The sequence below is a fragment of the Escherichia sp. E2661 genome (genome assembly GCF_004745185.1).
Classification (GTDB): Bacteria; Pseudomonadota; Gammaproteobacteria; order Enterobacterales; family Enterobacteriaceae; genus Escherichia.
In genome coordinates, this window is sequence record NZ_PDIG01000005.1 from 199,169 (window position 1) to 223,677 (window position 24,509).

The 24,509-nt window shown below is 52.0% G+C and carries 20 protein-coding genes and 5 pseudogenes; 11 read left to right on the top strand and 14 right to left on the bottom strand.

The annotated features are described in order from the left end of the window. Nucleotides 1–24: 24 nt before the first annotated feature. From CRI63_RS04200 to allA, 6 genes and pseudogenes are all read right to left on the bottom strand, one after another. A complete protein-coding gene (locus CRI63_RS04200) occupies nucleotides 25–1,479 on the bottom strand; it encodes a putative allantoin permease (protein ID WP_135518597.1) in 1,455 nt (484 codons plus the stop codon). Nucleotides 1,480–1,649: 170 nt separating this feature from the next. After that, the gene (gene glxR / locus CRI63_RS04205) at nucleotides 1,650–2,528 is read right to left on the bottom strand and encodes a 2-hydroxy-3-oxopropionate reductase (RefSeq protein WP_135518599.1); all 879 of its coding nucleotides are present in this window, start codon (nucleotides 2,526–2,528) and stop codon (nucleotides 1,650–1,652) included. Between the two features lie 100 nt (nucleotides 2,529–2,628). Further along, nucleotides 2,629–3,406, bottom strand: a pseudogene (hyi, locus tag CRI63_RS04210) (hydroxypyruvate isomerase). Nucleotides 3,407–3,418: 12 nt separating this feature from the next. After that, nucleotides 3,419–5,200, bottom strand: a complete 1,782-nt coding sequence (gcl, locus tag CRI63_RS04215; RefSeq protein ID WP_135518601.1) for a glyoxylate carboligase — start codon at nucleotides 5,198–5,200, stop codon at nucleotides 3,419–3,421. Between the two features lie 89 nt (nucleotides 5,201–5,289). Continuing rightward, nucleotides 5,290–6,106, bottom strand: a pseudogene (gene allR, locus CRI63_RS04220) (HTH-type transcriptional repressor AllR). Between the two features lie 77 nt (nucleotides 6,107–6,183). Then, nucleotides 6,184–6,666, bottom strand: coding sequence for an ureidoglycolate lyase (gene allA, locus CRI63_RS04225; RefSeq protein WP_130206359.1), 483 nt, complete (start codon nucleotides 6,664–6,666; stop codon nucleotides 6,184–6,186). Nucleotides 6,667–6,895: 229 nt separating this feature from the next. On the opposite strand from allA, the gene allS reads away from it, so the two are divergent. The 3 genes and pseudogenes from allS to CRI63_RS24645 form a co-directional block, all read left to right on the top strand. After that, entirely contained in the window at nucleotides 6,896–7,822 is a 927-nt protein-coding gene (gene allS / locus CRI63_RS04230; protein ID WP_135518603.1) for an HTH-type transcriptional activator AllS, read from the top strand. A gap of 68 nt (nucleotides 7,823–7,890) precedes the next feature. Next, nucleotides 7,891–8,985: a tRNA 2-selenouridine(34) synthase MnmH gene (mnmH, locus tag CRI63_RS04235; protein WP_135518605.1), complete on the top strand. Its 1,095-nt coding sequence runs from the start codon at nucleotides 7,891–7,893 to the stop codon at nucleotides 8,983–8,985. 120 nt (nucleotides 8,986–9,105) lie between these two features. Next, a pseudogene (locus CRI63_RS24645) lies at nucleotides 9,106–9,204 on the top strand (hypothetical protein); the annotation flags it as partial. Between the two features lie 15 nt (nucleotides 9,205–9,219). Here the strand turns inward: CRI63_RS24645 and ybbP are convergent. Next, entirely contained in the window at nucleotides 9,220–11,634 is a 2,415-nt protein-coding gene (ybbP, locus tag CRI63_RS04240; RefSeq protein ID WP_135518607.1) for a putative ABC transporter permease subunit YbbP, read from the bottom strand. After that, complete coding sequence (gene ybbA / locus CRI63_RS04245) at nucleotides 11,631–12,317, bottom strand: putative ABC transporter ATP-binding protein YbbA (RefSeq protein WP_001110573.1); 687 nt, start codon at nucleotides 12,315–12,317, stop codon at nucleotides 11,631–11,633. The genes ybbP and ybbA overlap by 4 nt, the downstream gene beginning before the upstream one ends. Here ybbA and tesA point away from each other — a divergent pair. Genes tesA through cnoX form a run of 3 tightly spaced genes read left to right on the top strand, consistent with a single transcriptional unit; the run spans nucleotide 12,288 to nucleotide 14,625 of the window. After that, nucleotides 12,288–12,911: a multifunctional acyl-CoA thioesterase I/protease I/lysophospholipase L1 gene (gene tesA / locus CRI63_RS04250; protein WP_001295836.1), complete on the top strand. Its 624-nt coding sequence runs from the start codon at nucleotides 12,288–12,290 to the stop codon at nucleotides 12,909–12,911. The two genes, ybbA and tesA, sit on opposite strands and share 30 nt — an antisense overlap. Further along, complete coding sequence (ybbO, locus tag CRI63_RS04255; protein WP_135518609.1) at nucleotides 12,901–13,710, top strand: NADP(+)-dependent aldehyde reductase; 810 nt, start codon at nucleotides 12,901–12,903, stop codon at nucleotides 13,708–13,710. The genes tesA and ybbO overlap by 11 nt, the downstream gene beginning before the upstream one ends. A 60-nt stretch (nucleotides 13,711–13,770) precedes the next feature. Then, on the top strand, nucleotides 13,771–14,625 hold the full coding sequence (cnoX, locus tag CRI63_RS04260) for a chaperedoxin (RefSeq protein ID WP_016159169.1): 855 nt from the start codon (nucleotides 13,771–13,773) through the stop codon (nucleotides 14,623–14,625). Nucleotides 14,626–14,798: 173 nt separating this feature from the next. Here the strand turns inward: cnoX and fetB are convergent, their stop codons facing one another. Beyond that, complete coding sequence (gene fetB / locus CRI63_RS04265; RefSeq protein ID WP_010347707.1) at nucleotides 14,799–15,578, bottom strand: iron export ABC transporter permease subunit FetB; 780 nt, start codon at nucleotides 15,576–15,578, stop codon at nucleotides 14,799–14,801. Then, a complete protein-coding gene (fetA, locus tag CRI63_RS04270; RefSeq protein ID WP_130258563.1) occupies nucleotides 15,565–16,242 on the bottom strand; it encodes an iron ABC transporter ATP-binding protein FetA in 678 nt (225 codons plus the stop codon). Before fetA ends, fetB begins: the two co-directional genes overlap by 14 nt. Before the next feature lie 151 nt (nucleotides 16,243–16,393). Here fetA and CRI63_RS04275 point away from each other — a divergent pair, with 151 nt between their 5' ends. Both CRI63_RS04275 and CRI63_RS04280 read left to right on the top strand, forming a co-directional pair. Next, the gene (locus CRI63_RS04275; RefSeq protein WP_135518611.1) at nucleotides 16,394–17,305 is read left to right on the top strand and encodes an SPFH domain-containing protein; all 912 of its coding nucleotides are present in this window, start codon (nucleotides 16,394–16,396) and stop codon (nucleotides 17,303–17,305) included. Next, nucleotides 17,302–17,760 carry an NfeD family protein gene (locus CRI63_RS04280; protein WP_130215529.1) on the top strand — a complete coding sequence of 153 codons (459 nt, stop codon included), beginning with the start codon at nucleotides 17,302–17,304 and terminating at the stop codon, nucleotides 17,758–17,760. Before CRI63_RS04275 ends, CRI63_RS04280 begins: the two co-directional genes overlap by 4 nt. Before the next feature lie 185 nt (nucleotides 17,761–17,945). On the opposite strand, the pseudogene CRI63_RS04285 reads toward CRI63_RS04280, so the two are convergent. Then, nucleotides 17,946–18,309 (bottom strand): annotated as a pseudogene (locus CRI63_RS04285) (hypothetical protein). 731 nt (nucleotides 18,310–19,040) lie between these two features. Here CRI63_RS04285 and CRI63_RS04290 point away from each other — a divergent pair. Genes CRI63_RS04290 through CRI63_RS04300 form a run of 3 tightly spaced genes read left to right on the top strand, consistent with a single transcriptional unit; the run spans nucleotide 19,041 to nucleotide 20,766 of the window. Beyond that, nucleotides 19,041–20,090: a YadA-like family protein gene (locus CRI63_RS04290; RefSeq protein WP_240782716.1), complete on the top strand. Its 1,050-nt coding sequence runs from the start codon at nucleotides 19,041–19,043 to the stop codon at nucleotides 20,088–20,090. 53 nt (nucleotides 20,091–20,143) lie between these two features. After that, the gene (locus CRI63_RS04295) at nucleotides 20,144–20,566 is read left to right on the top strand and encodes a hypothetical protein (RefSeq protein ID WP_130215525.1); all 423 of its coding nucleotides are present in this window, start codon (nucleotides 20,144–20,146) and stop codon (nucleotides 20,564–20,566) included. Further along, on the top strand, nucleotides 20,563–20,766 hold the full coding sequence (locus tag CRI63_RS04300; protein ID WP_130215523.1) for a hypothetical protein: 204 nt from the start codon (nucleotides 20,563–20,565) through the stop codon (nucleotides 20,764–20,766). The genes CRI63_RS04295 and CRI63_RS04300 overlap by 4 nt, the downstream gene beginning before the upstream one ends. Before the next feature lie 3 nt (nucleotides 20,767–20,769). On the opposite strand, the gene cueR is transcribed toward CRI63_RS04300, so the two are convergent. From cueR to CRI63_RS04315, 3 genes and pseudogenes are all read right to left on the bottom strand, one after another. Continuing rightward, nucleotides 20,770–21,177: a Cu(I)-responsive transcriptional regulator gene (gene cueR, locus CRI63_RS04305; RefSeq protein WP_135518615.1), complete on the bottom strand. Its 408-nt coding sequence runs from the start codon at nucleotides 21,175–21,177 to the stop codon at nucleotides 20,770–20,772. Continuing rightward, nucleotides 21,174–22,348 (bottom strand): annotated as a pseudogene (locus CRI63_RS04310) (HlyD family type I secretion periplasmic adaptor subunit). The gene cueR and the pseudogene CRI63_RS04310 overlap by 4 nt, the downstream one beginning before the upstream one ends. Then, a complete protein-coding gene (locus CRI63_RS04315; RefSeq protein WP_135518617.1) occupies nucleotides 22,345–24,507 on the bottom strand; it encodes a type I secretion system permease/ATPase in 2,163 nt (720 codons plus the stop codon). The pseudogene CRI63_RS04310 and the gene CRI63_RS04315 overlap by 4 nt, the downstream one beginning before the upstream one ends. Nucleotides 24,508–24,509 lie beyond the last annotated feature (2 nt).

A 24,509-nucleotide genomic window follows, 5' to 3' on the forward strand; every position in this document is an offset into this window, starting at 1 on the left:
CTCAATTTTGAATATCGGGATTAATTAACCTGTGACTTTTTGCTCTCCTGTTTTTTCGACTGCTGTGCGTTTTTTTAATAAAGCGTAGGCCGCAAAGGCGACGATAACGCCGACAAACCATGAAACACGCGATAACGGTTCCATGACCGGAATAAATTTACCGCCGAGAGATAAAATAACCGCTACCAGAGTTACTGAGAACGCCGTGAGATTAAATCCGTTATCGTAATATTTGAAATCACCTGCTGCGGTATACAGTTCATCAAGATTAATTTGTCCGCGCATCACCACAAAATAATGCGCCATCATTACACCAATTACCGGACCCAGCATCCCGCCGATAATATCGAGGAACAGATAAATACTGTCCTGATTTTCCATTAATTTCCACGGGCAGATCAGCAGACTGATAATACTGGCAATCAGTACGCCGTTTTTATAGGTCAGTTTTGTCGGTGCAATGGCGGCAATCTGATAACCGGCTGGAATAATATTACCGGTGGCGTTAGTGGAAATGGTCGTCATCAGAATAACCAGTACCGCAAAGAATGAGGCGAACAAGCTGTCCCAACGCTGAACAATATCCAGCACGTTCCAGGTATCAGCACCGTAATGAATACTGGCGCCAGCAATAATACTTACCCCGGCGACCGCAAACAGAATATAAGCTACGACCAAACCCAGCGTTTGCCCCAGCGCCTGCTCACGGAAAGAGTGGGCGTTTTGCGTAAAGTCAGATGCACTCACCGCCGGTGCCGCCCAAACCGCAACCACCGCGTTTATCACCACCAGGAACAGGAAGCCACCGTTTTCTGCTTTCTGCACTCCACTGGGAATGTAGTCGAGAATTGGACCGATCCCAACCAGCGAAATCGCCCAAATCGCCATGCCGCCGAAAACGATATAGATGCACGGGTTAAGAATGGCGGTGAATTTATTTAAAACTTTGCCGCCGCCAAAACCAATACCAACGTTAACCAGCCAGAAGAGTAAGAAAGTGATTAAGCCCGGTAGAGAAAGCCCTAACAGGGTAAAATCACTACCGAGAGTTAAAAATCCCGGCCAGATTTTGCCAATCAGGATCAAGCAGGCCAGTGACCCCGCGTAACATTGCAGGCCAAACCACATAATGGCAGCAATACCACCTCTTAATAATCCGGGAAACAGTGCGCCGCGTACGCCGTAAGAAGCACGCAGGATCATGGCAAACGGTACGCCGTATTTACTGCCCGCCGCACCGTTTAATACCATTACCGCAGCAATAAAAAAGGCGCTAAGGATAATTGCCAGCATAATACTAAAGGTAGACAAGCCGAGAATAAAAAAGCCGCCGACCATCACATAATTGGGAACGTTGTGAACCGAACCCATCCATAAGGTAAAATAGTTAAATGTTTTCCAGGTCCGCTGGCTTTGCGTTTTCGGCAATAGATCTTCGCTATAGCCGCGTTGCTGGAATAGTTTTCTCTGATGTTCCATAAATCCCTCTTAATTTCACGTATCGAATAACGTTGTTTTAATCTAGCTATGAGGAACAAATAAAATAAAAATATTATTTTTAATTCTGAAGCAACGTCATTGGCTGCTTTCTTTTTTTAATACTACTGGCCGATTCATTTGCTGATACCGGCCATTTTTTATTACTGGTATCAGGCCAGTTTATGATTCGCCATTAATTCCAGCGCCTGTACTAATGCAGAGTGATCTAACTGGCTGCCACCGTTTGCCGCACAGGTATTAAACAATTCCTGGCAGGTCGCGGTGTTTGGCAGGTTCAGCGCCAGTGCTTTCGCACTTTGCAGTGCCAGGTTGAGATCTTTCTGGTGCAGAGCGATTTTGAAGCCCGGATTAAAGGTGCGTTTAATCATGCGCTCACCGTGAACTTCCAGAATACGTGAGGAAGCAAAGCCGCCCATCAGCGCCTGGCGCACACGTACCGGGTCCGCGCCGGCTTTTGAAGCAAATAGCAGGGCTTCAGAAACCGCTTCAATATTGAGCGCCACGATAATCTGGTTTGCCACTTTGCAGGTTTGACCGTCGCCGTTACCGCCCACGAGGGTGATATTTTTACCGAGCAGTTCAAACAGCGGTTTCACGCGTTCAAATACCGCTTCGTCACCGCCAACCATAATTGACAACGTCCCTTCACGCGCGCCGATTTCACCGCCGGAGACTGGCGCATCGAGATAATCGCCACCCAGTTCATTCACCTGACGAGCGAAACGTTTAGTTTCAATCGGTGAAATGGAGCTCATATCAACAATGGTTTTGCCCTTCAGCAAGGCTTTGGTACAACCATTTTCACCAAACAGAACTTCTTCAACGTGCGGCGTATCCGGCACCATAATAAAAATGATGTCGGCAGCGTCCGTTACCTGGCGCGCGGTGTCGACATTAACGGCACCGAGTGACAGTAATTCATCAGCAACCGGTCCAATGGTCGTGACATGTAATTGATGACCGGCACGCGCCAGATTAATGGCCATCGGAGTACCCATAATGCCTAAGCCAATAAATCCCAGTTTCATAATTAACCTCTTTTTAAATGTCGCTATTCCTGAATCCAGACAACACGATCCCCTGCCGACTTAGCGGCCTAAAAAAGCATTGCCTGAACAGCGTTACGTTTTAACGGTACGGATCCATCCAGCGTAAACCAGCTTCCGTGGTGGTTTGAGGTTTATATTCACACCCAACCCAACCGTTGTAGTCAGAATTTTCAATTACCGTAAAGAGATATTCGTAATTAATTTCTCCGGTCCCTGGTTCGCCGCGATGTGGATTATCGGCAATTTGCAGGTGACCAATTTTATCGGCCCATTGGGTCATGGTGTTGGTTAATTCACCTTCCATCCGCTGCATGTGATAAATGTCATACTGTATTTTCAAATTGCAGCAACCAACATCGTCAATCAGTTTCAGCGCCTGTTGAGTTCCGGTGAGATGGAAACCAGGAATATCGAAATGGTTGATAGGTTCAATCAGTAATAAAATATCTTCTTTCATCAACATATTCGCGGCATAACGCAGGTTTTCCACAAGCGTTGCGTGAATCTGTTCACTGCTGAAACCAGTCGGCGTTTTTACCGACCAGACAGTTGATTTTTTTATTCCCCAACGCACGGGCATAACGAATCGCTGCTGCTACGCCATCACGAAACTCTTCTTCACGGCCAGGAATACAGGCAATACCCCGCTCGCCTGCCGCCCAGTCACCCGCCGGTAAATTATGTAACGTATGTTCGAGTTTATTACTCGCCAGTACATGTTTTAATTCTTCAATGTCGTAGTCATAAGGAAACATAAATTCAACACCGCGAAAACCACACTGCGCGGCTTTCTCAAAACGGGCGAGAAAATCATATTCACCAAATAACATCGATAAATTAGCAGAGAAACGTAACATTATTTATCTCCCTTATTCATAGTGCATGAAGCAGGTTTCAGTCGGCGCGTCCGCTGCGCTATCAGCGATATCTTCAAATTCCATGACATTATCCAGTTCACTGCCCATCGAAATATTGGTTACACGTTCCAGCATAATTTCCACCACCACCGGGACACGGTACTGCGCCATTAAGGCTTTCGCCTGTTCAAAGGCTGGCGCAATATCTTCCGGTTTGAAAACGCGGATAGCTTTACAACCTAAACCTTCCGCTACTTTCACGTGGTCAACGCCATAACCGTTCACATCACTGGAGTTAATATTTTCGAACGCGAGCTGTACGCAGTAATCCATATCAAATGCGCGTTGTGACTGACGAATCAGGCCGAGATAGGCGTTATTCACCAGCACATGGATGTACGGAATGTTGAACTGTGCGCCAACGGCTAATTCTTCAATCAGGAACTGGAAGTCGAAGTCACCGGAAATCGCCACCACATTGCGCTCTGGATCAGCAGCACACACGCCCAGCGCAGCCGGAATGGTCCAGCCCAGCGGGCCTGCCTGACCACAGTTGATCCAGTGACGGTCTTTAAAGACATGCAGCATTTGCGCCGCAGCGATTTGTGACAGGCCGATGGTGGTGACATAGCAAACATCACGTCCAAAGGCTTTGTTCATCTCTTCATACACGCGCTGCGGTTTCACTGGCACGTTGTCGAAGTGAGTTTTACGCAACAAAGTACGTTTGCGCTGCTGGCAGTCGGCGACCCATTCTTTACGACACGGCAGACGACCTGCTTTTTGCATCTCCTGCGCCACTTCAACCAGCAGCGTCAGCGCCGCTTTGGCGTCGGAGACAATGCCGAGATCCGGACACAGCACGCGGCCAATTTGCGTCGGTTCAATATCGATATGAACGATTTTGCGCCCTTCGGTGTATTTCTCTACCGAACCGGTATGACGGTTAGCAAAACGGTTACCGATACCAAACACCATGTCCGACGCCAGCAACGTTGCGTTACCGTAACGATGCGCAGTTTGCAGACCCACCATCCCGGCCATCAGTTCGTGATCGTCCGGGATACAGCCCCAGCCCATCAGCGTTGGGATCACCGGAACGCTGGTCAGTTCGGCAAACTGTTGTAACAGCGCCGCGGCATCGGCGTTGATTACCCCGCCCCCGGCAACAATCACCGGGCGTTCGGCCTGAATTAACATTTCTATCGCTTTTTCGATCTGCATACGGCTGGCAGCAGGTTTGTAGGCCGGCAGCGGTTCGTACATGTCAGGATCAAACTCGATTTCCGCAACCTGAACGTCGAACGGTAAATCCACCAGTACCGGACCCGGACGACCAGAACGCATCAGGTGAAATGCCTGTTGCAGCACACGAGGCACCAGTGCCGCTTCACGTACTGTAACCGCCATTTTACTGACCGGCTTGGCGATAGATTCGATATCTACGGCCTGGAAATCTTCTTTATGCAGACGGGCGCGCGGAGCCTGGCCGGTAATGCACAGAATAGGAATGGAATCAGCTGAAGCAGAATAGAGCGCGGTGATCATGTCAGTACCCGCCGGACCTGAAGTCCCCAGACAAACGCCGATATTCCCAGCCGTTGCGCGGGTATAGCCTTCCGCCATGTGCGACGCACCTTCCACGTGACGCGCCAGAATGTGACGAATACCGCCGTGCTTACGCATCGCTGAATAGAAAGGATTGATTGCTGCTCCCGGAACGCCGAAGGCGGTGGTGATACCTTCTTTCTCCAGCACATACATTGCCGCGTCAACGGCTCTCATTTTTGCCATTTTATTCCTACCTCTATTAATTGGAAAAATTTTCCAACTTTTAAATTTTGTCAAAAAAACCCGCTCCGCAGAGCGGGATGCGACAGACACTATGGATGTGCTTTCAGTCCCAACGCCGTGCTGATATCACGGGCGGTGTCTCTGACCAGCTCACCCTGACTGACAAAACGATCTTCTGTCAGTCTTGATGAAGGCCCGGAGATGGAGATAGCGGCAACAACACTACCTACATCATCGTAAATTGCTGAAGCTATGCAATTCAGGCCTACAACATGCTCTTCTTTATCTACGGTATAGCCCAGTTCACGCGCTTGTTCCAGGTCCTTCAGCAAGGTGGGCATATCCACAAGCGTAGTTGGCGTAAACTGCTGCAAACCGGTTTGCAGGATGATGCTCATCAGCTCCTCTTCCGCCAGCGGATAAAGCAGCGCCTTGCCCGCACCGGAAGCATGCAGCGGTAGACGACTGCCCAGCGGCGCACACATCCTGACCATCGATTTACACTCTAACTGACCAATTAATACCGCTTCATTGCCGTTACGAATCGCGACATTGACCGTCTCGCCGGAAAGTAGCATCAGGCGGCGCATAAACGGCCCGGCGACGGAGAGGACATCACGGTTATGGATGTACGCCGCGCCGACGTTAAAGACACCTAATCCTATATGCCACCAGCCTAACTGACTGTCCTGATAGACAAAATCCGCTGCCTGTAAAACCTTTAACAGGCGAAAGGTCGTCGAGAGCGGCAAATCCAGATTGAGAGAAATATCGCTAACCGACGAGCTTCCTCCACTTTTTTCCAGATATTTGCAGAATCGCAATTCCCCGCTCTAACGCCTGTGCGCCCTTCTGTGCCACAGGCTCCGCCTGTCCTGGCCTGCCGCGCCGTCTAACTTCCGTCATACCTACGTTAACTCCGACCTACAAGTGAGCATAAACAATGAACAATTAGTTTATCTTATGCAAGTCGGTTGCAGGCGTCACGCAAAACAGAGTTCCTGTTCAGGAATACTTTCAACATCACAGTTGTCACTGCCGCCGCGATCGATGGTCAGAAAATCGGTGACGCGCTGCCAGGCGAAAAGCGGGTGATGCCAGACGTTACGATGATAATTCACCCCCTGCTCACCGTTGGTGATAAACGCCCGCAGGGTTGACAGGTCTGGTTTATCGTCACCTGACGCCACGACCACTACAAACACTTCACCTTTCATCGGGATAAATGCCTGAGTACCCAGCGGGTGACGTTCGAGTTCGTGGATGGTCAGCGGCAGATTCGCCGGTTGCGCGCGGTTAATGCTGATAAGCGTACGGTCTTGCTCAAGAATCTCAACCAGCGCCAAATCGTGATAGCGCTCCACCAGGCCATTGTTAATATGGAAAAAATCCCGTTGCTGCGTTTCAATAACGTCGCCATAAGCACAGAAGGCTTCCTGACTTAACGGTAATACCTGAAGTTTCATCTTTTTGTCCTTGTAACATAATTCCGTTCAACCACCGCCGACCGGTCAGCTTGGTTTCAATAACAGGCAATCTAAAACCTTAAGAGAACAACATCAATACAAAAGTTGGAATATTTTTCCAAAACTAGATTTAGCCCACAAATCACGCAGGGTTATCATGTGAAAATACAGGTAAATCAAAGGACAGGAAAATCACGCAACCTGCTGATTTAAAAGGGGATACCTGAAGATGTTTGATCCAGAAACTTTGCGGACTTTCATTGCTGTTACCGAAACGGGAAGTTTTTCAAAAGCGGCAGAACGATTATGTAAAACGACGGCGACCATCAGTTATCGCATTAAGCTTCTGGAAGAGAATACCGGAGTAGCGCTGTTTTTCCGCACGACTCGTAGCGTAACGTTGACAGCGGCTGGCGAACATCTGCTTTGCCAGGCCAGAGACTGGCTGAGTTGGCTGGAAAGCATGCCGAGCGAGCTACAACAGGTGAATGATGGCGTGGAACGCCAGGTGAATATTGTCATCAACAACCTGCTCTACAATCCCCAGGCCGTCGCCCAACTGCTGGCGTGGCTGAATGAACGTTACCCGTTTACCCAGTTTCACATCTCCCGACAAATCTATATGGGCGTCTGGGATTCGCTACTTTACGAAGGTTTTTCACTGGCCATCGGCGTCACGGGAACCGAAGCACTGGCAAATACTTTTAGCCTTGATCCCTTAGGTTCGGTGCAATGGCGCTTTGTTATCGCGGCGGATCATCCACTGGCGAAGGTTGAAGAGCCGCTAACAGAAGCGCAGTTGCGGCGCTTTCCTGCGGTCAATATTGAAGACAGCGCCCGCACCTTAACCAAACGCGTCGCCTGGCGTTTGCCGGGGCAAAAGGAGATTATTGTTCCTGATATGGAAACGAAAATCGCCGCCCATCTGGCGGGCGTTGGCATTGGTTTTTTGCCAAAATCACTTTGCCAGTCGATGATTGATAATCAACAACTGGTCAGCCGGGTCATTCCAACGATGCGCCCGCCTTCGCCATTGAGTCTGGCATGGCGCAAATTTGGCAGCGGCAAAGCGGTGGAAGATATTGTGGCCTTGTTTACCCAGCGCAGGCCGGAAATCAGTGGATTTTTAGAAATTTTCGGCAACTCACACAGTTAAAAATCAAGTTTCCTTGCGCGTTGGCGCGTAAAATAGCGCGCAAGCTGATTTGAGGTTCACTTTTTACTATGCAAGAGAGACACACGGAACAGGACTATCGTGCCCTGCTGATTGCTGATACGCCCATTATTGATGTTCGCGCCCCCATCGAGTTTGAGCAAGGCGCAATGCCCGCCGCTATCAATCTGCCGTTAATGAATAATGATGAACGCGCCGCCGTTGGCACCTGCTATAAACAGCAAGGGTCTGACGCGGCGCTGGCGCTGGGGCATAAACTGGTGGCGGGTGAAATTCGTCAGCAGCGCATGGACGCCTGGCGGGCAGCGTGTCTGCAAAATCCGCAAGGTATTCTCTGCTGCGCCCGTGGCGGTCAACGTTCACATATTGTGCAACGCTGGCTGCATGAAGCGGGGATTGATTATCCGCTGGTGGAAGGTGGTTATAAGGCTCTGCGCCAGACCGCGATTCAGGCGACCATTGAACTGGCACAAAAACCGATAGTGCTGATTGGCGGTTGTACCGGCAGCGGCAAAACGCTGTTAGTGCAACAACAGCCGAACGGTGTTGATCTGGAAGGGCTGGCGCGCCATCGCGGTTCTGCTTTTGGTCGCACATTGCAGCCGCAACTTAGTCAGGCGAGTTTTGAAAACCTGCTGGCTGCCGAAATGCTAAAAACCGACGCCCGTCAGGAGCTGCGCCTGTGGGTGATGGAAGATGAAAGCCGGATGATCGGTTCGAATCACCTGCCGGAATGCCTGCGCGAGCGAATGACTCAGGCGGCGATTGCGGTGGTAGAAGATCCGTTTGAGATCCGTCTTGAGCGCCTGAACGAAGAGTATTTCTTACGTATGCATCATGATTTTACCCATGCTTATGGCGACGAACAGGGCTGGCAAGAGTATTGCGAATACCTGCATCATGGTCTTTCGGCGATTAAGCGTCGGCTGGGGCTACAGCGATATAACGAACTGGCTGCAAGGCTGGATGCAGCGCTGACAACGCAACTCACCACCGGCAGCACCGACGGTCATCTGGCCTGGCTGGTGCCGTTACTTGAAGAATATTACGACCCGATGTATCGCTATCAGCTTGAGAAAAAAGCGGAAAAAGTTGTCTTTCGCGGTGAGTGGGCGGAAGTGGCGGAATGGGTTAAGGCGCAGTGATGGGCGGTATTCTGAAACGGCGATTGTCGTGAGAACAGAATGGTTGCACCAGAATACAGATATAAAAAAACCGACATGACAGTCGGTTTCAGATTTATTGCCAAAATGCACGCTGTTCATGCCGGATGCGGCGTAAACGCCTTATCCGGCCTACACAATCTTGCAAAATCAATATATTGCACGCTCTTCGTAGGCCTGATAAGCGTAGCGCATCAGGCAATCTAACGCCTGTCATCACCCCGCAAACTGCCTGAACAGCGCCTTACCCTTAACCAGTCGCGCACCCAGCCAGCCGCCGCAAAGCGATAGCAGCAGCGCACCGCTGCACGGCAGCACAATCCACAATCGCCAGTCGGGCTCCCACGGGAAATCAAACACTTTCGCCTGCAACACTGCCAGCGCCGTTTCCGCACCAATTGCGGCCACCAGGCCGGAAACAAACCCAAGCATGGCGAACTCACACCACAATGTCGTGCGCAGCAGTTTTTTCCCCGCACCGAGTGTGCGCCACACCACCAGCTCCTGATGACGCTGACGCATTCCCACCTGCACCTGAGCCAGCAACAACAACATACCGCAGGCGGTGACCAGCACCACCATCACTTCAAGCGCCCGACTTACCTGCTCCAGCACCTGACCGACCTGTTTTAAAATCGCGCCAATATCTAACAGGCTAATGGTCGGGAACTGGCGGTTGAGTTGCGTCAACATGCCGTTGCCATTCTCCCAGCGGAAACTGGTAAGCCAGCTCTGCGGTTGCCCGTCTAATGCCCCTTCCGGGAAAATAAAATAGAAATTAGGCCGCAGACTTTCCCAGTCTACTTTGCGCAGACTGGTCACTTTAGCGCGGAACTCCTGGGTATCGCCCATAAAGGTGACGGTATCGCCGAGGGCAACGTTTAAGCGTTTCGCCAGCCCCTCTTCCATCGACACTTCATCGGCTTTTGGCGGCCAGTTACCGGCGACAATCGGATTATGATCGGGCCGCGTATTTTGCCAGGTGAGATTGAGTTCGCGATTGAGCGCCTCATCTTCATTGCCTTCTGTCGGCTTGCCGTTAATCGCCGTCAGTCGCGCCCGCACCACCGGATAAAACGATTCCGGGACTATTTGATGTTCCGCGAGGAACGTTTTTAGCGGCGTAACCTGTTCTGTGGCGATGTTGATTAAAAAGTAGTTCGGGCTTTCTGGCGGTAGCTGCTGCTGCCAGCGGTCGAGCAGATCGCCACGCAACACCAGCAGCAGTGCCAGCAGCATAAAGGAGAGCGAAAATGCCGAAAGCTGGCTTAACGTTGACCACGGCTGACGTAACAGGCGGCTAACCGCCAGGCGCAGAGGCAGCGATTTCAGCGTCATGCGGCGAAGTACATTCAGCAGCATCCAGCCCAGAACCCCGCACAGCAAAGCCAGTACTACCGCGCCCGCCAGCACCGCCCAAAGCAGCATACTGCCGCCCATTAATCCGGCGAGCAGCAGCACAACCACCACACTGACAATCGGCAGATAAAACTTCAGCGGCCAGACGTTCGCTACCACATCATTACGTAATACGCGTAAAGGCTGTGTTGCCAGTAACAAGCGGTACGGTCGTAGCCCCACCAGCAGCGAGATGACCGTCATGGTGCCGAGCGCCCACAGCCACGGCCAGAGGCTGGCAGGCGGTAGTGCGGCAGGCAGAACGGGCTTGAGCAGTACCATCAATACGCTTTCGAACAACAGGCCAATCGCCCCGCCGGTAACGGCTGAAAGCACCAGAATCATCAACCACTGACCGACGATTAACTTACGCAGTTGCGCTCGCCCTGCCCCCAGCGTTTTGAGGATCGCCACCAGATCGTAGCGACTGCGACAGTAATGATTCATCGCCACCGCCACCGCAGCCACTGCCAGCAGCAAGGTCAGAAGCGCCGAAAGCAGCAGGAACTGTTGCGAGCGTTCCATTGAGCGCCCCAGCGCGCCTTCGTCCTGTTCCAGACCGTACCAGCGTTGTTCGGGTTTAAGCTGGGGTAACAACCATTTCTCATAGCCGTCGAGCTGGTTCTCGCTGCCACCGAATTTATAACGCCAGGTGACCCGACTCCCCGGCTGCACGGCTCCGGTTTTATCAACATCCGCCAGATTCATCATCAGACGCGGAGCCATCTGGAAGGGGTTAAAACCGGAATCCGGTTCCTGAATCACTTCTCCGGCAATCCGCAAGGTGGCATCGCCCACGTCGATGGTGTCGCCCGTTTTCAGGTTAAGCAGTGCCATCAGGCGTGGGGCCAGCAATACGCTGCCCGCCTGCGGTTTCAGGCCTGGGGGATTGGTTTGCAGATCGCCATACATCGGGTAGATATCATCCACCGCTTTGACATTCGCCAGCTGCGGTGTGTCGCCCGCAAAGGTCATCGTGGCGAAAGTCAGCTGCTTGCCAACTTTCAGGCCGCGATTTTGCGCTTCCTCCAGCCACGCTTGTGGCACTTCGCGCGAACTGCGCAACGCCCGATCGCCCGCCATAAACTCACGGCTTTGCTGGCTTAAGCCCTTCTCCATGCGATCGCTGATATTGCCCAGCGCCAGCACGCAGGCCACCGCCAGGCTTAGCGCTAGCCAGACAATTAATAGCGACGGCGAACGCCATTCGCGCCAGAACCAACGTGCAATCATGCTTCCTCCTGCAACTGCCCGTTCACCAGCCGTAAGCAGCGGTCGCAGCGTGCCGCCAGTTGCAGGTCGTGGGTCACCATAATCAACGTGGTGCCATGCTCACGGTTGAGGGAAAACAGCAGGTCGGCAATTTTATCGCCCGTCTGGCGGTCAAGGTTGCCAGTGGGTTCGTCGGCAAACAGCACATCAGGTCGACCGTTAAAGGCTCGCGCCAGCGCCACCCGTTGCTGTTCACCGCCGGAAAGCTGTGCCGGAAGATGATCAAGACGTTTACCCAGCCCTAACTGTTCGAGCAACGCTTTCGCCCCGTTACGACTTTCCGCGCTACTCTCACCGCGCAGCAGCGCCGGAAGCTCGACGTTTTCCAGTGCGTTAAGGGTAGGAATTAACATAAATGACTGAAAAACAAAGCCTACGTGCTTCGCGCGCAACTTTGCCCGCGCTTCTTCGTCCATATTATGTAGCGGTTGTCCCACCAGACTCACTTCGCCACTGCTGCCGTCATCCAGCCCGGCGAGGATCGCCAGCAAGGTTGACTTACCCGATCCCGACTCGCCCACCAGCGCGATGGTCTCGCCACGTTTGACAACCAGCTCAACTCCGGTGAGGATGGAGAGTTCATGCTCCCCCTGACCGACGGACTTCTTAAGATGATGAACTTCAACAATGTTTTCCGCTGGCATTTGCCCTTCCTGTTCCTGGTCCTGTTAACCTTCCGTGCCGCCGCAGCGGACACGTTATTGATTCTGGGTGATAGCCTGAGCGCCGGGTATCGAATGTCTGCCAGCGCGGCCTGGCCTGCCTTGTTGAATGATAAGTGGCAGAGTAAAACGTCGGTAGTTAATGCCAGCATCAGCGGCGACACCTCGCAACAAGGGCTGGCGCGCCTTCCGGCTCTGCTGAAACAGCATCAGCCGCGCTGGGTGCTGGTTGAACTGGGCGGCAATGACGGTTTGCGTGGTTTTCAGCCACAACAAACCGAGCAAACGCTGCGCCAGATTTTGCAGGATGTCAAAGCCGCCAACGCTGAACCATTGTTAATGCAAATACGTCTGCCTGCAAACTATGGTCGCCGTTATAATGAAGCCTTTAGCGCCATTTACCCCAAACTCGCCAAAGAGTTTGATGTTCCGCTGCTGCCCTTTTTTATGGAAGAGGTCTACCTCAAGCCACAATGGATGCAGGATGACGGTATTCATCCCAACCGCGACGCCCAGCCGTTTATTGCCGACTGGATGGCGAAGCAGTTGCAGCCTTTAGTAAATCATGACTCATAAAGCAACGGAGATCCTGACAGGTAAAGTTATGCAAAAATCGGTCTTAATTACCGGATGTTCCAGTGGAATTGGTCTGGAAAGCGCGCTCGAATTAAAACGCCAGGGTTTTCATGTGCTGGCAGGTTGCCGGAAAGCGGATGATGTTGAGCGCATGAACAGCATGGGATTCACCGGTGTGTTGATCGATCTGGATTCGCCAGAAAGTGTTGATCGCGCAGCCGACGAAGTGATCGCCCTGACCGATAATTGTCTGTATGGGATCTTTAACAATGCCGGATTCGGCATGTATGGCCCCCTTTCCACCATCAGCCGTACGCAGATGGAACAGCAGTTTTCCGCCAACTTTTTCGGCGCACACCAGCTCACCATGCGCCTGCTACCCGCGATGTTGCCGCACGGTGAAGGGCGTATTGTGATGACCTCATCGGTGATGGGATTAATCTCCACGCCGGGTCGCGGCGCTTACGCGGCCAGTAAATATGCGCTGGAGGCGTGGTCAGACGCGCTGCGCATGGAGCTGCGCCACAGCGGAATTAAAGTTAGCCTGATCGAACCCGGTCCCATTCGTACCCGCTTCACCGACAACGTCAACCAGACGCAAAGCGATAAACCGGTCGAAAATCCCGGCATCGCCGCTCGCTTTACGTTGGGGCCAGAAGCGGTGGTCAACAAAGTGCGCCATGCTTTTATTAGCGAGAAACCGAAGATGCGCTATCCGGTAACGCTGGTGACCTGGGCAGTAATGGTGCTTAAGCGCCTGCTGCCGGGGCGTGTGATGGACAAAATATTGCAGGGGTGAGTTGAAGCGCGCGCTTAAGCCCCCATGTCAAAGAAAATATCGACAACAGAGAGCGACTCCATGTCCGTAGAAAATATTGTCAACATTAACGAATCTAACCTGCAACAGGTTCTTGAACAGTCGATGACCACACCGGTGCTGTTCTATTTTTGGTCTGAACGTAGCCAGCACTGTTTGCAGTTAACCCCGATCCTGGAAAGCCTCGCGGCGCAGTACAACGGGCAATTTATTCTGGCGAAGCTGGACTGCGACGCCGAGCAGATGATTGCTTCCCAGTTTGGTCTGCGCGCGATTCCGACCGTTTATCTGTTCCAGAACGGGCAACCGGTAGACGGCTTCCAGGGGCCGCAACCGGAAGAAGCGATCCGCGCCCTGCTGGATAAAGTGCTGCCGCGCGAAGAAGAGCTGAAAGCGCAGCAGGCGATGCAACTGATGCAGGAAGGCAATTACACCGATGCCCTGCCATTGCTGAAAGACGCCTGGCAGTTGTCGAATCAGAACGGGGAGATCGGCCTGCTGCTGGCAGAAACGCTGATTGCGCTGAACCGTTCTGAAGATGCAGAAGCGGTGCTGAAAACGATTCCGTTGCAGGATCAGGACACCCGCTACCAGGGGCTGGTGGCGCAAATCGAACTGCTGAAGCAGGCGGCTGATACGCCGGAAATTCAGCAGCTGCAACAGCAGGTGGCAGAGAATCCAGAAGATGCCGCACTGGCGACGCAACTGGCGCTGCAACTGCATCAGGTTGGGCGCAATGAAGAGGCGCTGGAGTTACTGTTCGGACATCTGCGTAAAGATCTCACCGCCGCAGACGGTCAGACACGTAAAACGTTCCAGGAGATCCTCGCTGCGCTGGGTACGGGTGATGCACTGGCGTCGAAGTATCGCCGCCAGCTGTATGCGTTGTTGTATTAATTTTCCGTTGAAATGCGATGCTGTGCAGGTTTGCAGGCCTGATAAGACGCCAGTGTCGCATCAGGCATCGTCACATAACCGCCGGATGCGGCGTAAACGCCTTATCCGGCCTACGATTCGGGCGCAGATTTCCAGGCATGATAAGACGCACCCGCGTCGCATCAGGCATCGCATTATTTCTTCTTCAATTGCGTCACCACCAACTGGTGGCGCGAATTGTAAAACTTACGATAGGTTAAATAACAGGCAATAATGGTCGACAAGCTGGCGGTTGAGAGCAGCATAAAGGTCACCATAATCTGATATTTAATCGCCTTCACCGGATCAATCCCGGCAAATATCAGCCCGGACATCATTCCTGGTAAACTCACTAAGCCAACCGTTTTTGCCGAATCCACCGTCGGAATTAAAGCCGCGCGAATACTGTCGCGAATCAATATCGCTGAAGCCTGCTTCGGCGTCGCGCCAAGACTCAGTTTCTCCTGAATCTGTTGCTGTTCGCTAATGACCCGTTGCCCTAAATTGTTGTAACACAACCCCACCGCCACCATCGCGTTACCGGCAATCATCCCGGCGATAGGGATCACCTGCATCGGGATAAATTCAATCGACCCTGAGAGAATCAGCACCGCCAGAGTAATTCCCGCCCCGACCGTAATGGCAATAAACGATGAGATAAAAGCTTTAGCAATATATTTACTGCGCTTTTGCGCATTCCACGCCGCATTAAAGCAGATAAATAACACCATCAATAATGTCAGGCTGGCATCATCCACGCTGAAAATATACTTCAGCACATAGCCGACAATAATCAGCTGAATTATCGCACGCCCCACACTCCAGAGAATATCTTTCTCCAGCGCCAGTTTTTCTTTATGGCTAATTAAGATTGCGACAACCACCAGCATTAATGCCAGGGCCAGTGACTCGTTGGTAATATTATGCGTGTTCATAGCGTGCTTCCTGCATTTCTCCGGCATGCGGTTGCAGTGTAATCACCTTATCCGCATGATTAATTTCGTCTTTATCGTGCGTCACCCACAACACCGCAATATTTTGCTCACGTACATAGCGGTGGATCATCTCATTGACGTTGCGTTTGTTGCTTTCATCCAGCGCACTGGTGATTTCGTCGAGCAATAAAACCTTCGGCATAAATTGTAGGTTACGAATCAATGAGATGCGTTGTTTTTCACCACCAGATAGCTCGGCGATATTTTTCGTCAAAATGGTGTCCGGCAAGGAGAAACGTTCGAGAAAATCGAGAAAAATGGCCGGATCAGGCTGCTGGTTACGGATCTGCCAGGGAAAGATCAGGTTATCGTAGACCGTGTCGCCAAACAGAGCCGGCGTCTGGGCGCAGTAAGAAACTTGTTGGCGATAGGTTTCTGGCTTTAGTGTGCTGACATCCTCACCTTCAAACAGTAACGTTCCGCTGGTCGGGCTGATTAATGAAGCAACTATTTTTAGTAGCGTACTTTTACCGCAGCCAGAAGGGCCGGTAATTAACTTAAATTCGCCAGCACGCAGCGAAAAATTGATGTTATTGAGAATCTTCGTATCGCCCGCCTGATATCCAACATTTTGTAGTTGGAGCAAAAGACTATTTTCCTGCATTGCCCATCCCTTTTCTGATTTTTACTAAAAACAGTTTATCCTCCGCAAGAATAAGGGGGAACTCTCTTTCAGTAATCAGGTATAATTTGTTTAATCAAGCAGCAATTTTGCTCTTTATGGACGGTACAACTAGGAGGTTTTCCGATGCTTTATTTTTATCCCGATTCTCATTTTTGTCGCGCTGGTCATTGTTGGCGCGGGCGTCAAAATCGTTCCGCAGGGCTATCAGTGGACGGTAGAACGATTTGGTCGTTATACCAAAACATTACAGCCGGGGCTAAGTCTGGTGGTGCCGTTTATGGACCGCATTGGTCGTAAGATCAATATGATGGAGCAAGTGCTCGACATCCCATCCCAGGAAGTTATCTCGAAAGATAACGCCAACGTCACTATCGACGCCGTTTGCTTTATTCAGGTGATTGATGCCCCGCGTGCCGCTTATGAAGTCAGCAATCTGGAACTTGCGATCATCAACCTGACCATGACTAATATCCGTACCGTTCTGGGTTCAATGGAACTCGATGAAATGCTCTCTCAGCGCGACAGCATTAACTCGCGTCTGCTGCATATTGTCGATGAAGCCACTAATCCGTGGGGGATAAAAGTCACCCGTATTGAAATTCGCGATGTGCGCCCACCGGCTGAGCTTATCTCTTCGATGAACGCGCAGATGAAAGCGGAACGTACCAAACGCGCTTACATCCTTGAAGCGGAAGGGATCCGTCAGGCGGAAATCCTCAAAGCCGAAGGTGAAAAACAGTCACAAATCCTGAAAGCAGAAGGCGAACGTCAGTCGGCATTCTTACAGGCCGAAGCGCGTGAACGTTCTGCCGAAGCGGAAGCCCGCGCGACCCAAATGGTGTCTGAAGCCATTGCTTCTGGTGACATTCAGGCGGTGAATTACTTCGTGGCGCAGAAATACACCGAAGCGTTACAGCAGATTGGTTCCTCCAGTAACAGCAAAGTGGTGATGATGCCATTAGACGCCAGCAGCCTGATGGGGTCGATTGCCGGGATTGCTGAACTGGTGAAAGACAGCGCGAACGAGCGAAATAAATCATGATCGAGATGATAGCTATCCATCCGCATATTTTTTGGCTGAGTCTCGGCGGTCTGCTGCTGGCTGCCGAGATGCTGGGCGGCAATGGTTATCTACTGTGGAGCGGTGTCGCGGCGGTGATTACTGGCCTGGTGGTCTGGCTGCTGCCGCTGGGTTGGGAGTGGCAAGGGGTGATGTTTGCCGTCCTGACGCTGCTCGCCGCCTGGCTGTGGTGGAAATGGCTGGCACGAGGCGTGCGCGAACAAAAGCACAGTGACAGTCATTTAAACCAGCGCGGTCAACAGCTGATTGGCCGACGTTTTGTGCTGGAATCACCGTTAGTCAACGGGCGCGGTCATATGCGCGTCGGCGACAGTTCATGGCCCGTCAGCGCCAGCGAGGATCTCGGTGCAGGTACGCATGTTGAGGTGATTGCGATTGAAGGGATAACGCTGATCATCCGTGCGATCATCGCCTGATGCGACGCTGGCGCGTCTTATCATGCCTACAAAACTGTGCCCGAACCGTAGGCCGGATAAGGCGTTTACGCCGCATCCGGCGGTTATGCGCCGATGCCTGATGCGACGCGGACGCGTCTTATCATGCCTGGAAGTCTGCACCCGAATCGTAGGCCGCCTCCGCCATATTGACTGGTATTGGCAAATTACTCGTCACTACCTTTATTCATGTTTTTTTGGTCTTCATCCGGATAGTGTTTTTTTAGATATTCCAGGACGTTTTTTATTGACCTTGTGTTGGGTATACACCCACCCTTTCCAGTAATCAGGCTGGTCCAGGTAAACTTCTGGCGGAATGGTGAAATCAGAAAGCGTTAACCATTCGGCTAACAGATCGGGGTTTCTCTTCTGGATCAACTGCAACAGCATGATCAGCGACATGGCAGAGGCAGGAGCCGTACTATCGCCGCTTAAATACTTCCACACCGTAGAGCGATTCGAACGAAAAAGGATGGGGAGCAGCGCCCTGTCCAGATTCATTTCATTAAAAATCTTCTCAAATTCATTCATTTAATTTTCCTGCCTGGCGTAAACCTCTTAAAAATTGAGATTTATCAAAGAAACGCATTCTAGCACACATCAGGAACCGCTTCACGTTTAGCCCAGAAACAACATTTATTTCGCTTATCAAAACAAGTCTTTACTCTTTTTTACATTGAAAGAGCACAAAATGATTTTCAATTTTATTTATATAAGAAACATTTTTTGTTTCTTATAGGTGATGTTTACGCTTACACAAGACAAAAACGCGCTTTACATCACACAAATGGCGGCGTAGATTTCGATTAAATTGCAACGCAAATTAATTCTTATAACAACGTTATACGTTGCTTATAGAAACAAATATGTGACTTACTTTGAACGAGAAAAAATGCATGAAAACTGTAAAGCTGTCTTTACTGGCTGTCGTTGTTGCTACCGCGGTAAGTCCATCTGCGTTTGCGGGTGATACTGTTGAGGCAGCAGCGACAAAATTAGCGGCAATCCAGCCAGGAATGTCGCAAATGGAAATTGATCAGAAAATTGGTCGATTTTTAGAAAGGACAGGAAATAGCGCAGCCGCACAAAATTACCTGATTGCGCATGATTACAAAACTACAACGCCTCAGGAAGATACAACGGCTTCTCCCGTACAGCCTACCAGTACGCTGAACCCGATAACCAATCAAGCGCAGATCGACCGCGACAACGGGCAGGATACCGCCATTCAGAACGCGCAGCACACTGCCAACTGGGCATCGCTGAAAGCCGATGATGCGCATCATGCCATTATGGTGGCGCAGACGGATATTGATGCCAATAAAGCTGCCATCACCGACGCCCGCAATGATGTCTCCGCCGTACAGTCAGACGTCAGCACCATAAAAGGCGATGTCGCACATGCCCAGTCAACGGCTGACCATGCCAACGCTAACGCCAACACCGCACTGCTGAACGACGTCAAACTCTCCGCTGCCGTGACGGAAAATAAAAATAATATCGAACAGAACCGCAGCGATATTGCTGACCAGCAGCAACAGCTCGACGAAACCCAGAAAACCGTTGCTGCCACCGGTGATGTACAGACTGCTGCCCGATATCAGGGCATGATTGACGCCAGGCAGACAGCCGCTACCAACGCGCAGCAGGAACAAGCAGACACCCAGCAGCAACAAATTACCGATCAGCAGAAGCAAATCGACGCGACGCAAAAAACGGTTTCTGCACTTGGCGATGCCCAGACCAGCGCACATTATCAGCAGATGGTTAACGCCAGACTGACCGCACAAAATGATGCGAATGCGCGTATTGCAGCAGAACAAAAACAGAAAATTGATACCCTTGCGACTAACCAGGCAACTCAACAACATATCGATAGCGTGCAGTACGGGGAGCAAATTCAGCGTCTGGCGCAAGACTCAACGCAAACGCATGAACAAATTGACAGCCTGACACAAGACGCAACCCAAACGCATCAGCAGTTAAGCAACACGCAAAAACGAGTAGCGGATAACAGCCAGCAAATTAACACGCTCAATAACAATTTCAGTTCGCTGAAAAACGAAGTTGAAGATAACCGTAAAGATGCTAATGCGGGGATCGCGTCAGCCATTGCCATTGCCTCACAGCCGCAGGTGAAAACCGGTGATTTAATGATGGTGTCAGCGGGAGCAGGAACGTTCAACGGTGAATCTGCGGTGTCTGTCGGAACATCTTTTAATGCTGGAATTCATACGGTAATTAAAGCGGGAGTCTCAGCGGATACACAATCTGATTTCGGCGCAGGTGTCGGCGTGGGATATTCGTTCTAATTTTAATAGCAATTTCTTATTCGCAATTTTCCGCACATTATTTAAGGTTAACAATGATGAATAGCACCATTAAATCGTTTTCCCTGCTGGCGGTGATATTACTGGCTGGCTGTAGTTCTCCCACTTCCCGCATCGCAGATTGCCAGGCGCAGGGCGTCAGTCATGACACCTGTTATCTCGCAGAACAACAGCGTCAGGCGGCTATTTTAAGTGCATCCGAGGCGCAGGCATTTAAAAATGCAGAAGCCGCACAACATGCCCAGGCCGCTAAAAAATCCATTTATAAAGGATTTGGCGTCACCTTCAGAATGAGCAGTAAAAACTTTGCTTACCTCAATGATTCACTATGTGCCATAGATGAAGATAATACCGATGCTACGGTTTATCAGTCGGGTCTGTATAACGTCATTGTTTATCATCACACAGGAAAAGTCGCCTTAATGAAAGAAGGCCAGTTTGTGGGCTATTTAAAATGAAGGAGCAAAAGAAAATGGCCCTGACGCATATTATGATTATCGGTGCGTTTATTTTTGCCTTCTTGCAAGTAGCATTATTAGCCTCCCTGGTGCACGCTGTGAATGTTAACAACGAAATCCAGGAAGGCTTATTTCAGTCGGGACGCATTATGGTAGAAAGTTTGCAACATATTCTCTCGGTGCAAACGGGGATTAACTGATTTTCACCCCGCCCGATGATGACAGCAGCCGGAGAGATTTTCGATAATCGGGCAGTCGGCGCTGTCATCACCGGGGCAGGCATTCGCCAGCGCCAGTAGCTGGTTGCGCATGGATTGCAGTTCTTCGATATGCCGTTCGATCTCCGCCACCTTCTCCAGCGTACGACGTTTGACGTCGGCGCTATGACGCTGCGGGTCGTTAAACAGATTCACCAGTTCGCCGCACTCTTCCAGGTTAAAGCCCACCTGGCGTGCCTGCCGCAGTAAGGTCAGTTCGTTGAGATGCTGCTGCGTGTAGGTGCGATAACCGTTTTCGCTGCGCATCGGCGGTGTCACCAGTCCCTTCTCTTCATAGAAGCGAATGGCTTTGCTGGTCAGGCCGGTAATTTTTGCCACATCGCTAATGTTCATCGTTCGCGCAACGCCTCCTGTGCTTTGTTAAAGGGTTTCAACAGATAATCCAGCACGCTTTTTTTACCCGTGCGGATATCGACCGTCGCCACCATACCGGGGAATATCGGAAACTGCTGTTTATGTTTATTTTCCAGATGGTTGCTGAAGGTGCGAATGTACACCCGATAGTAATAAACATCGCGCCGCACTTCATCCTGCACGGTGTCTGGTGATATCACTGCCACTTCCCCCGGCAGGCCGCCATAGATGGAGTAATCGTAGGCAGTTATTTTCACCAGCGATTTTGCCCCGGATGGATAAACGCCACATCGCGCGGGGAGATTTTTGCTTCGATCAGCAGTTGCTCATCCAGCGGCACGATGGTCATCAGTTTACCACCGGGGGCGATGACGCCGCCAACCGTGGTGACGTCAATGTCCTGAACAATGCCTCGTACCGGCGCAGTAAAGTTGAGCCTGGTGAGGGAATCTTCCCGTCCACGGATCACCGAACGCTGGGTTTCCACTTCCGCATTGGCTTTTGCTAACTCTTCGCGCGCCTGAACGTAGTATTGCGTGCGCACGTCGCTGAGTTTGTTTTCCAGTTCATTGGCCTGGCGTTGCAGGCGCAGCACTTCGACGCTGCTCGCCGCCCCCTGTTTCACCAGCGGCTGGGTCATCGCCAGTTCACGGTTGACCAGGCTAATCCCCTGCGTCAGCCCGGTGGTGGCTTTGTTCAACCCGTCGCGGCGAGTGTTGTACAACGCCGTTTCCGACTCGATAAGTTCGGGGAATTTATTCAGTTCGTCAGGGAAGACCAGCGGTTTATTACTCACTTCCGCCCGCAGCCGCGCCGAGGTTGCCAGCGCCGCGTACAGCCGCGACATCGCTTCCTGAACGTCGGATTCCGTTTTGGTGCGGTTAAGCTGCGCCAGCGGCTGGCCCTGTTCAACTATATCGCCAACTTTCACGTTCAGATGATACAGAATTCCGCCTTCCAGCGACTGCACCACCTGTTCGCGCCCGGAAGGTTCTACCGTGCCGCTGCCGGTAGTGACTTCATCAAGCTGGAAATACCACGCCCAGCCGAGAAAACAGAGCAGCATGACGACGGTCACACGTACCGCCAGCGCCGAGCGCGGCAGGCGGGGTTCAGTCAGGCCACGGTTGTATTGCAGTTGTCCGTTCATGCAGCAGACCCCTTATTCTTCTCCTGCAACACCACCCGTCGCGCCGTGGGTTCGCCCTGTTCACGCAAAATGGCCTCTTTCGTGCCATCCATCACAATCCGCCCCTGATCCATCACGATGATTCTGTCGACCAGTTGCAGCATCGCCGTGCGGTGAGTGGCGATGACCAGCGTGCGATGCCCAATCCACTGTTTCAGTTGTTCGATTAAATAAGCTTCCGCCATTTCATCCAGCGAGGCGCTGGGTTCGTCGAGCAGGACGATATTGGGTTGAGAGATGAGGAGCCGCGCCAGCAGCAGCGTTTGCCGCTGACCGCCAGAGAGGCCAAATCCCCCTTCCTGAATCATGTAGTTGAGGCCGTTTTTCTGCTTCTGCACAAAGGGCAGCGCCCCGCTGAGGGTTAATGCGCGTTCGATATCTTCATCGCTGGCTTCCGACATCCCCATCGTCAGGTTTTCCCGCAGCGAACCGAAGAACAGTCGCCCGGTCTGGCTGAGCAGCCCCATGTCGCGGCGCAGATCTGCCGGATCAAGCTGCCCGATGCTGATGTTATCCAGCAGCACCTGCCCCTGCTGGGCGATACGCATTCCGGCGAGCATTTGCAGTAGCGTTGATTTACCCGCGCCGTTGCGCCCGAGAATGGCGATTTTCTCTCCGGCCTGAATGTTGAGTTTGCCAATCGCCACATCGGCAATCTTCTCTTCTTCGTCGTAATAAAACACCGCGTTGCTGAACTGATAATTGCCGTGCAGCACCGCTTTATGCACCAGTTTGCCGTGCTCCGGCTGATCCACCGGGCGCTTCATCAGTTCATCAAGGCCGTTACGCGCCACTTTTGCCTGCTGCCAGCGCGAGAGCACGCCGGATATCTGCGACAGCGGCGCGATGGTGCGCGAAGCCAGGATCGTCGTCCCGACCAGTGCACCGGTGGTCATGTCGCCGTTCATCACCATAAAGCAGCCCACCAACAGCACCACCACGTAGACGATGGATTGCACTTCCTGGGTCCAGGTGAGCAGCAGCCCGGTGAGAAAGCGTTGCTTCATGCTGATGGACGAGGCTACGTCGTTGGTGTGATTCCACTGATTCTGAAAACGCTGTTCGGCGCGCAGCAGTTTAATATCTTCAATCGACTGCACGGCTTCCACCAGCGTAGCGTTGCGTACCGCTGACTCGCGCATCCCTTCGTTCGCCAGCCGTGCCAGCGGGCGTTGCACCAGCAGGCCGGGGATCACCAATAACGGCAGCGCCAGCAAAACCACCAGCACCAGCCAGCCGCCGATCATCCACAGAATAAAGACAAACAGCAGGAAGAACGGCAGATCCGCCACCGCGCCGATGGTGGTGGAAGTGATCAGCTCTCGCACCGATTCCAGTTCGCGGATCTGCGAGATAAACGATCCGGTGGATTTCGATCGCACGTTGTTTTTCAGCCGTAGCGCATGACCAAAAACGCGATCCGAAATACGCAGGTCCGCCCGCTTGCCGATCACATCAGATAGATGCGTGCGCACCATGCGCATACAGAACTCAAACAGGATCGCCATCATCACCCCGGCGAACAGCACCCATAGCGTCGGGTACGACTGCGCCGGAACCACCCGGTCATAAACCTGCATCGAGAAAATCATCGCCGCCAGCGCCAGCACGTTCGCCACCAGTGACGCCAGCATAATATCGCCGTAGCGCCGCCAGTCTTTTAGCGAAAGGCTCCAGAACCAGTTCGCCTGATACGGGCGAATGTAGTCATCTACGCGCGCATCTGGAATGGCACTGAGCGGGCGAAGTAGCGCCAGTTCGACGATTTTATCCTCAACATCCGCGACGTTAAGCGTGGTTTCCAGCCCTTCGTCACCGCTGAACTGAATGCTGATATTGTCGTGGTTATCGCGGCGAGTGATCACACCAATCTGCTGATTATCAAATACCGCGATCAGCGGCAGCCGCCAGGGGTTAAGCGAATCGGCGGAAAACTCCACCAGCCGTAACCCCATCCCCAGTTGCCGCGCCATATCGGTAAGTAACTCTTCCCGCTTGCTGTCGCGCTCCCAGTTGACGGTCGCGCGCACGTTCTCCTGAGAAAAATCGAGGCGGTAATAACGCGCCACGGCGATCATCGCCTCCAGCCAGGCTTCCACGGACTGGGCATTTTTTTTCATTA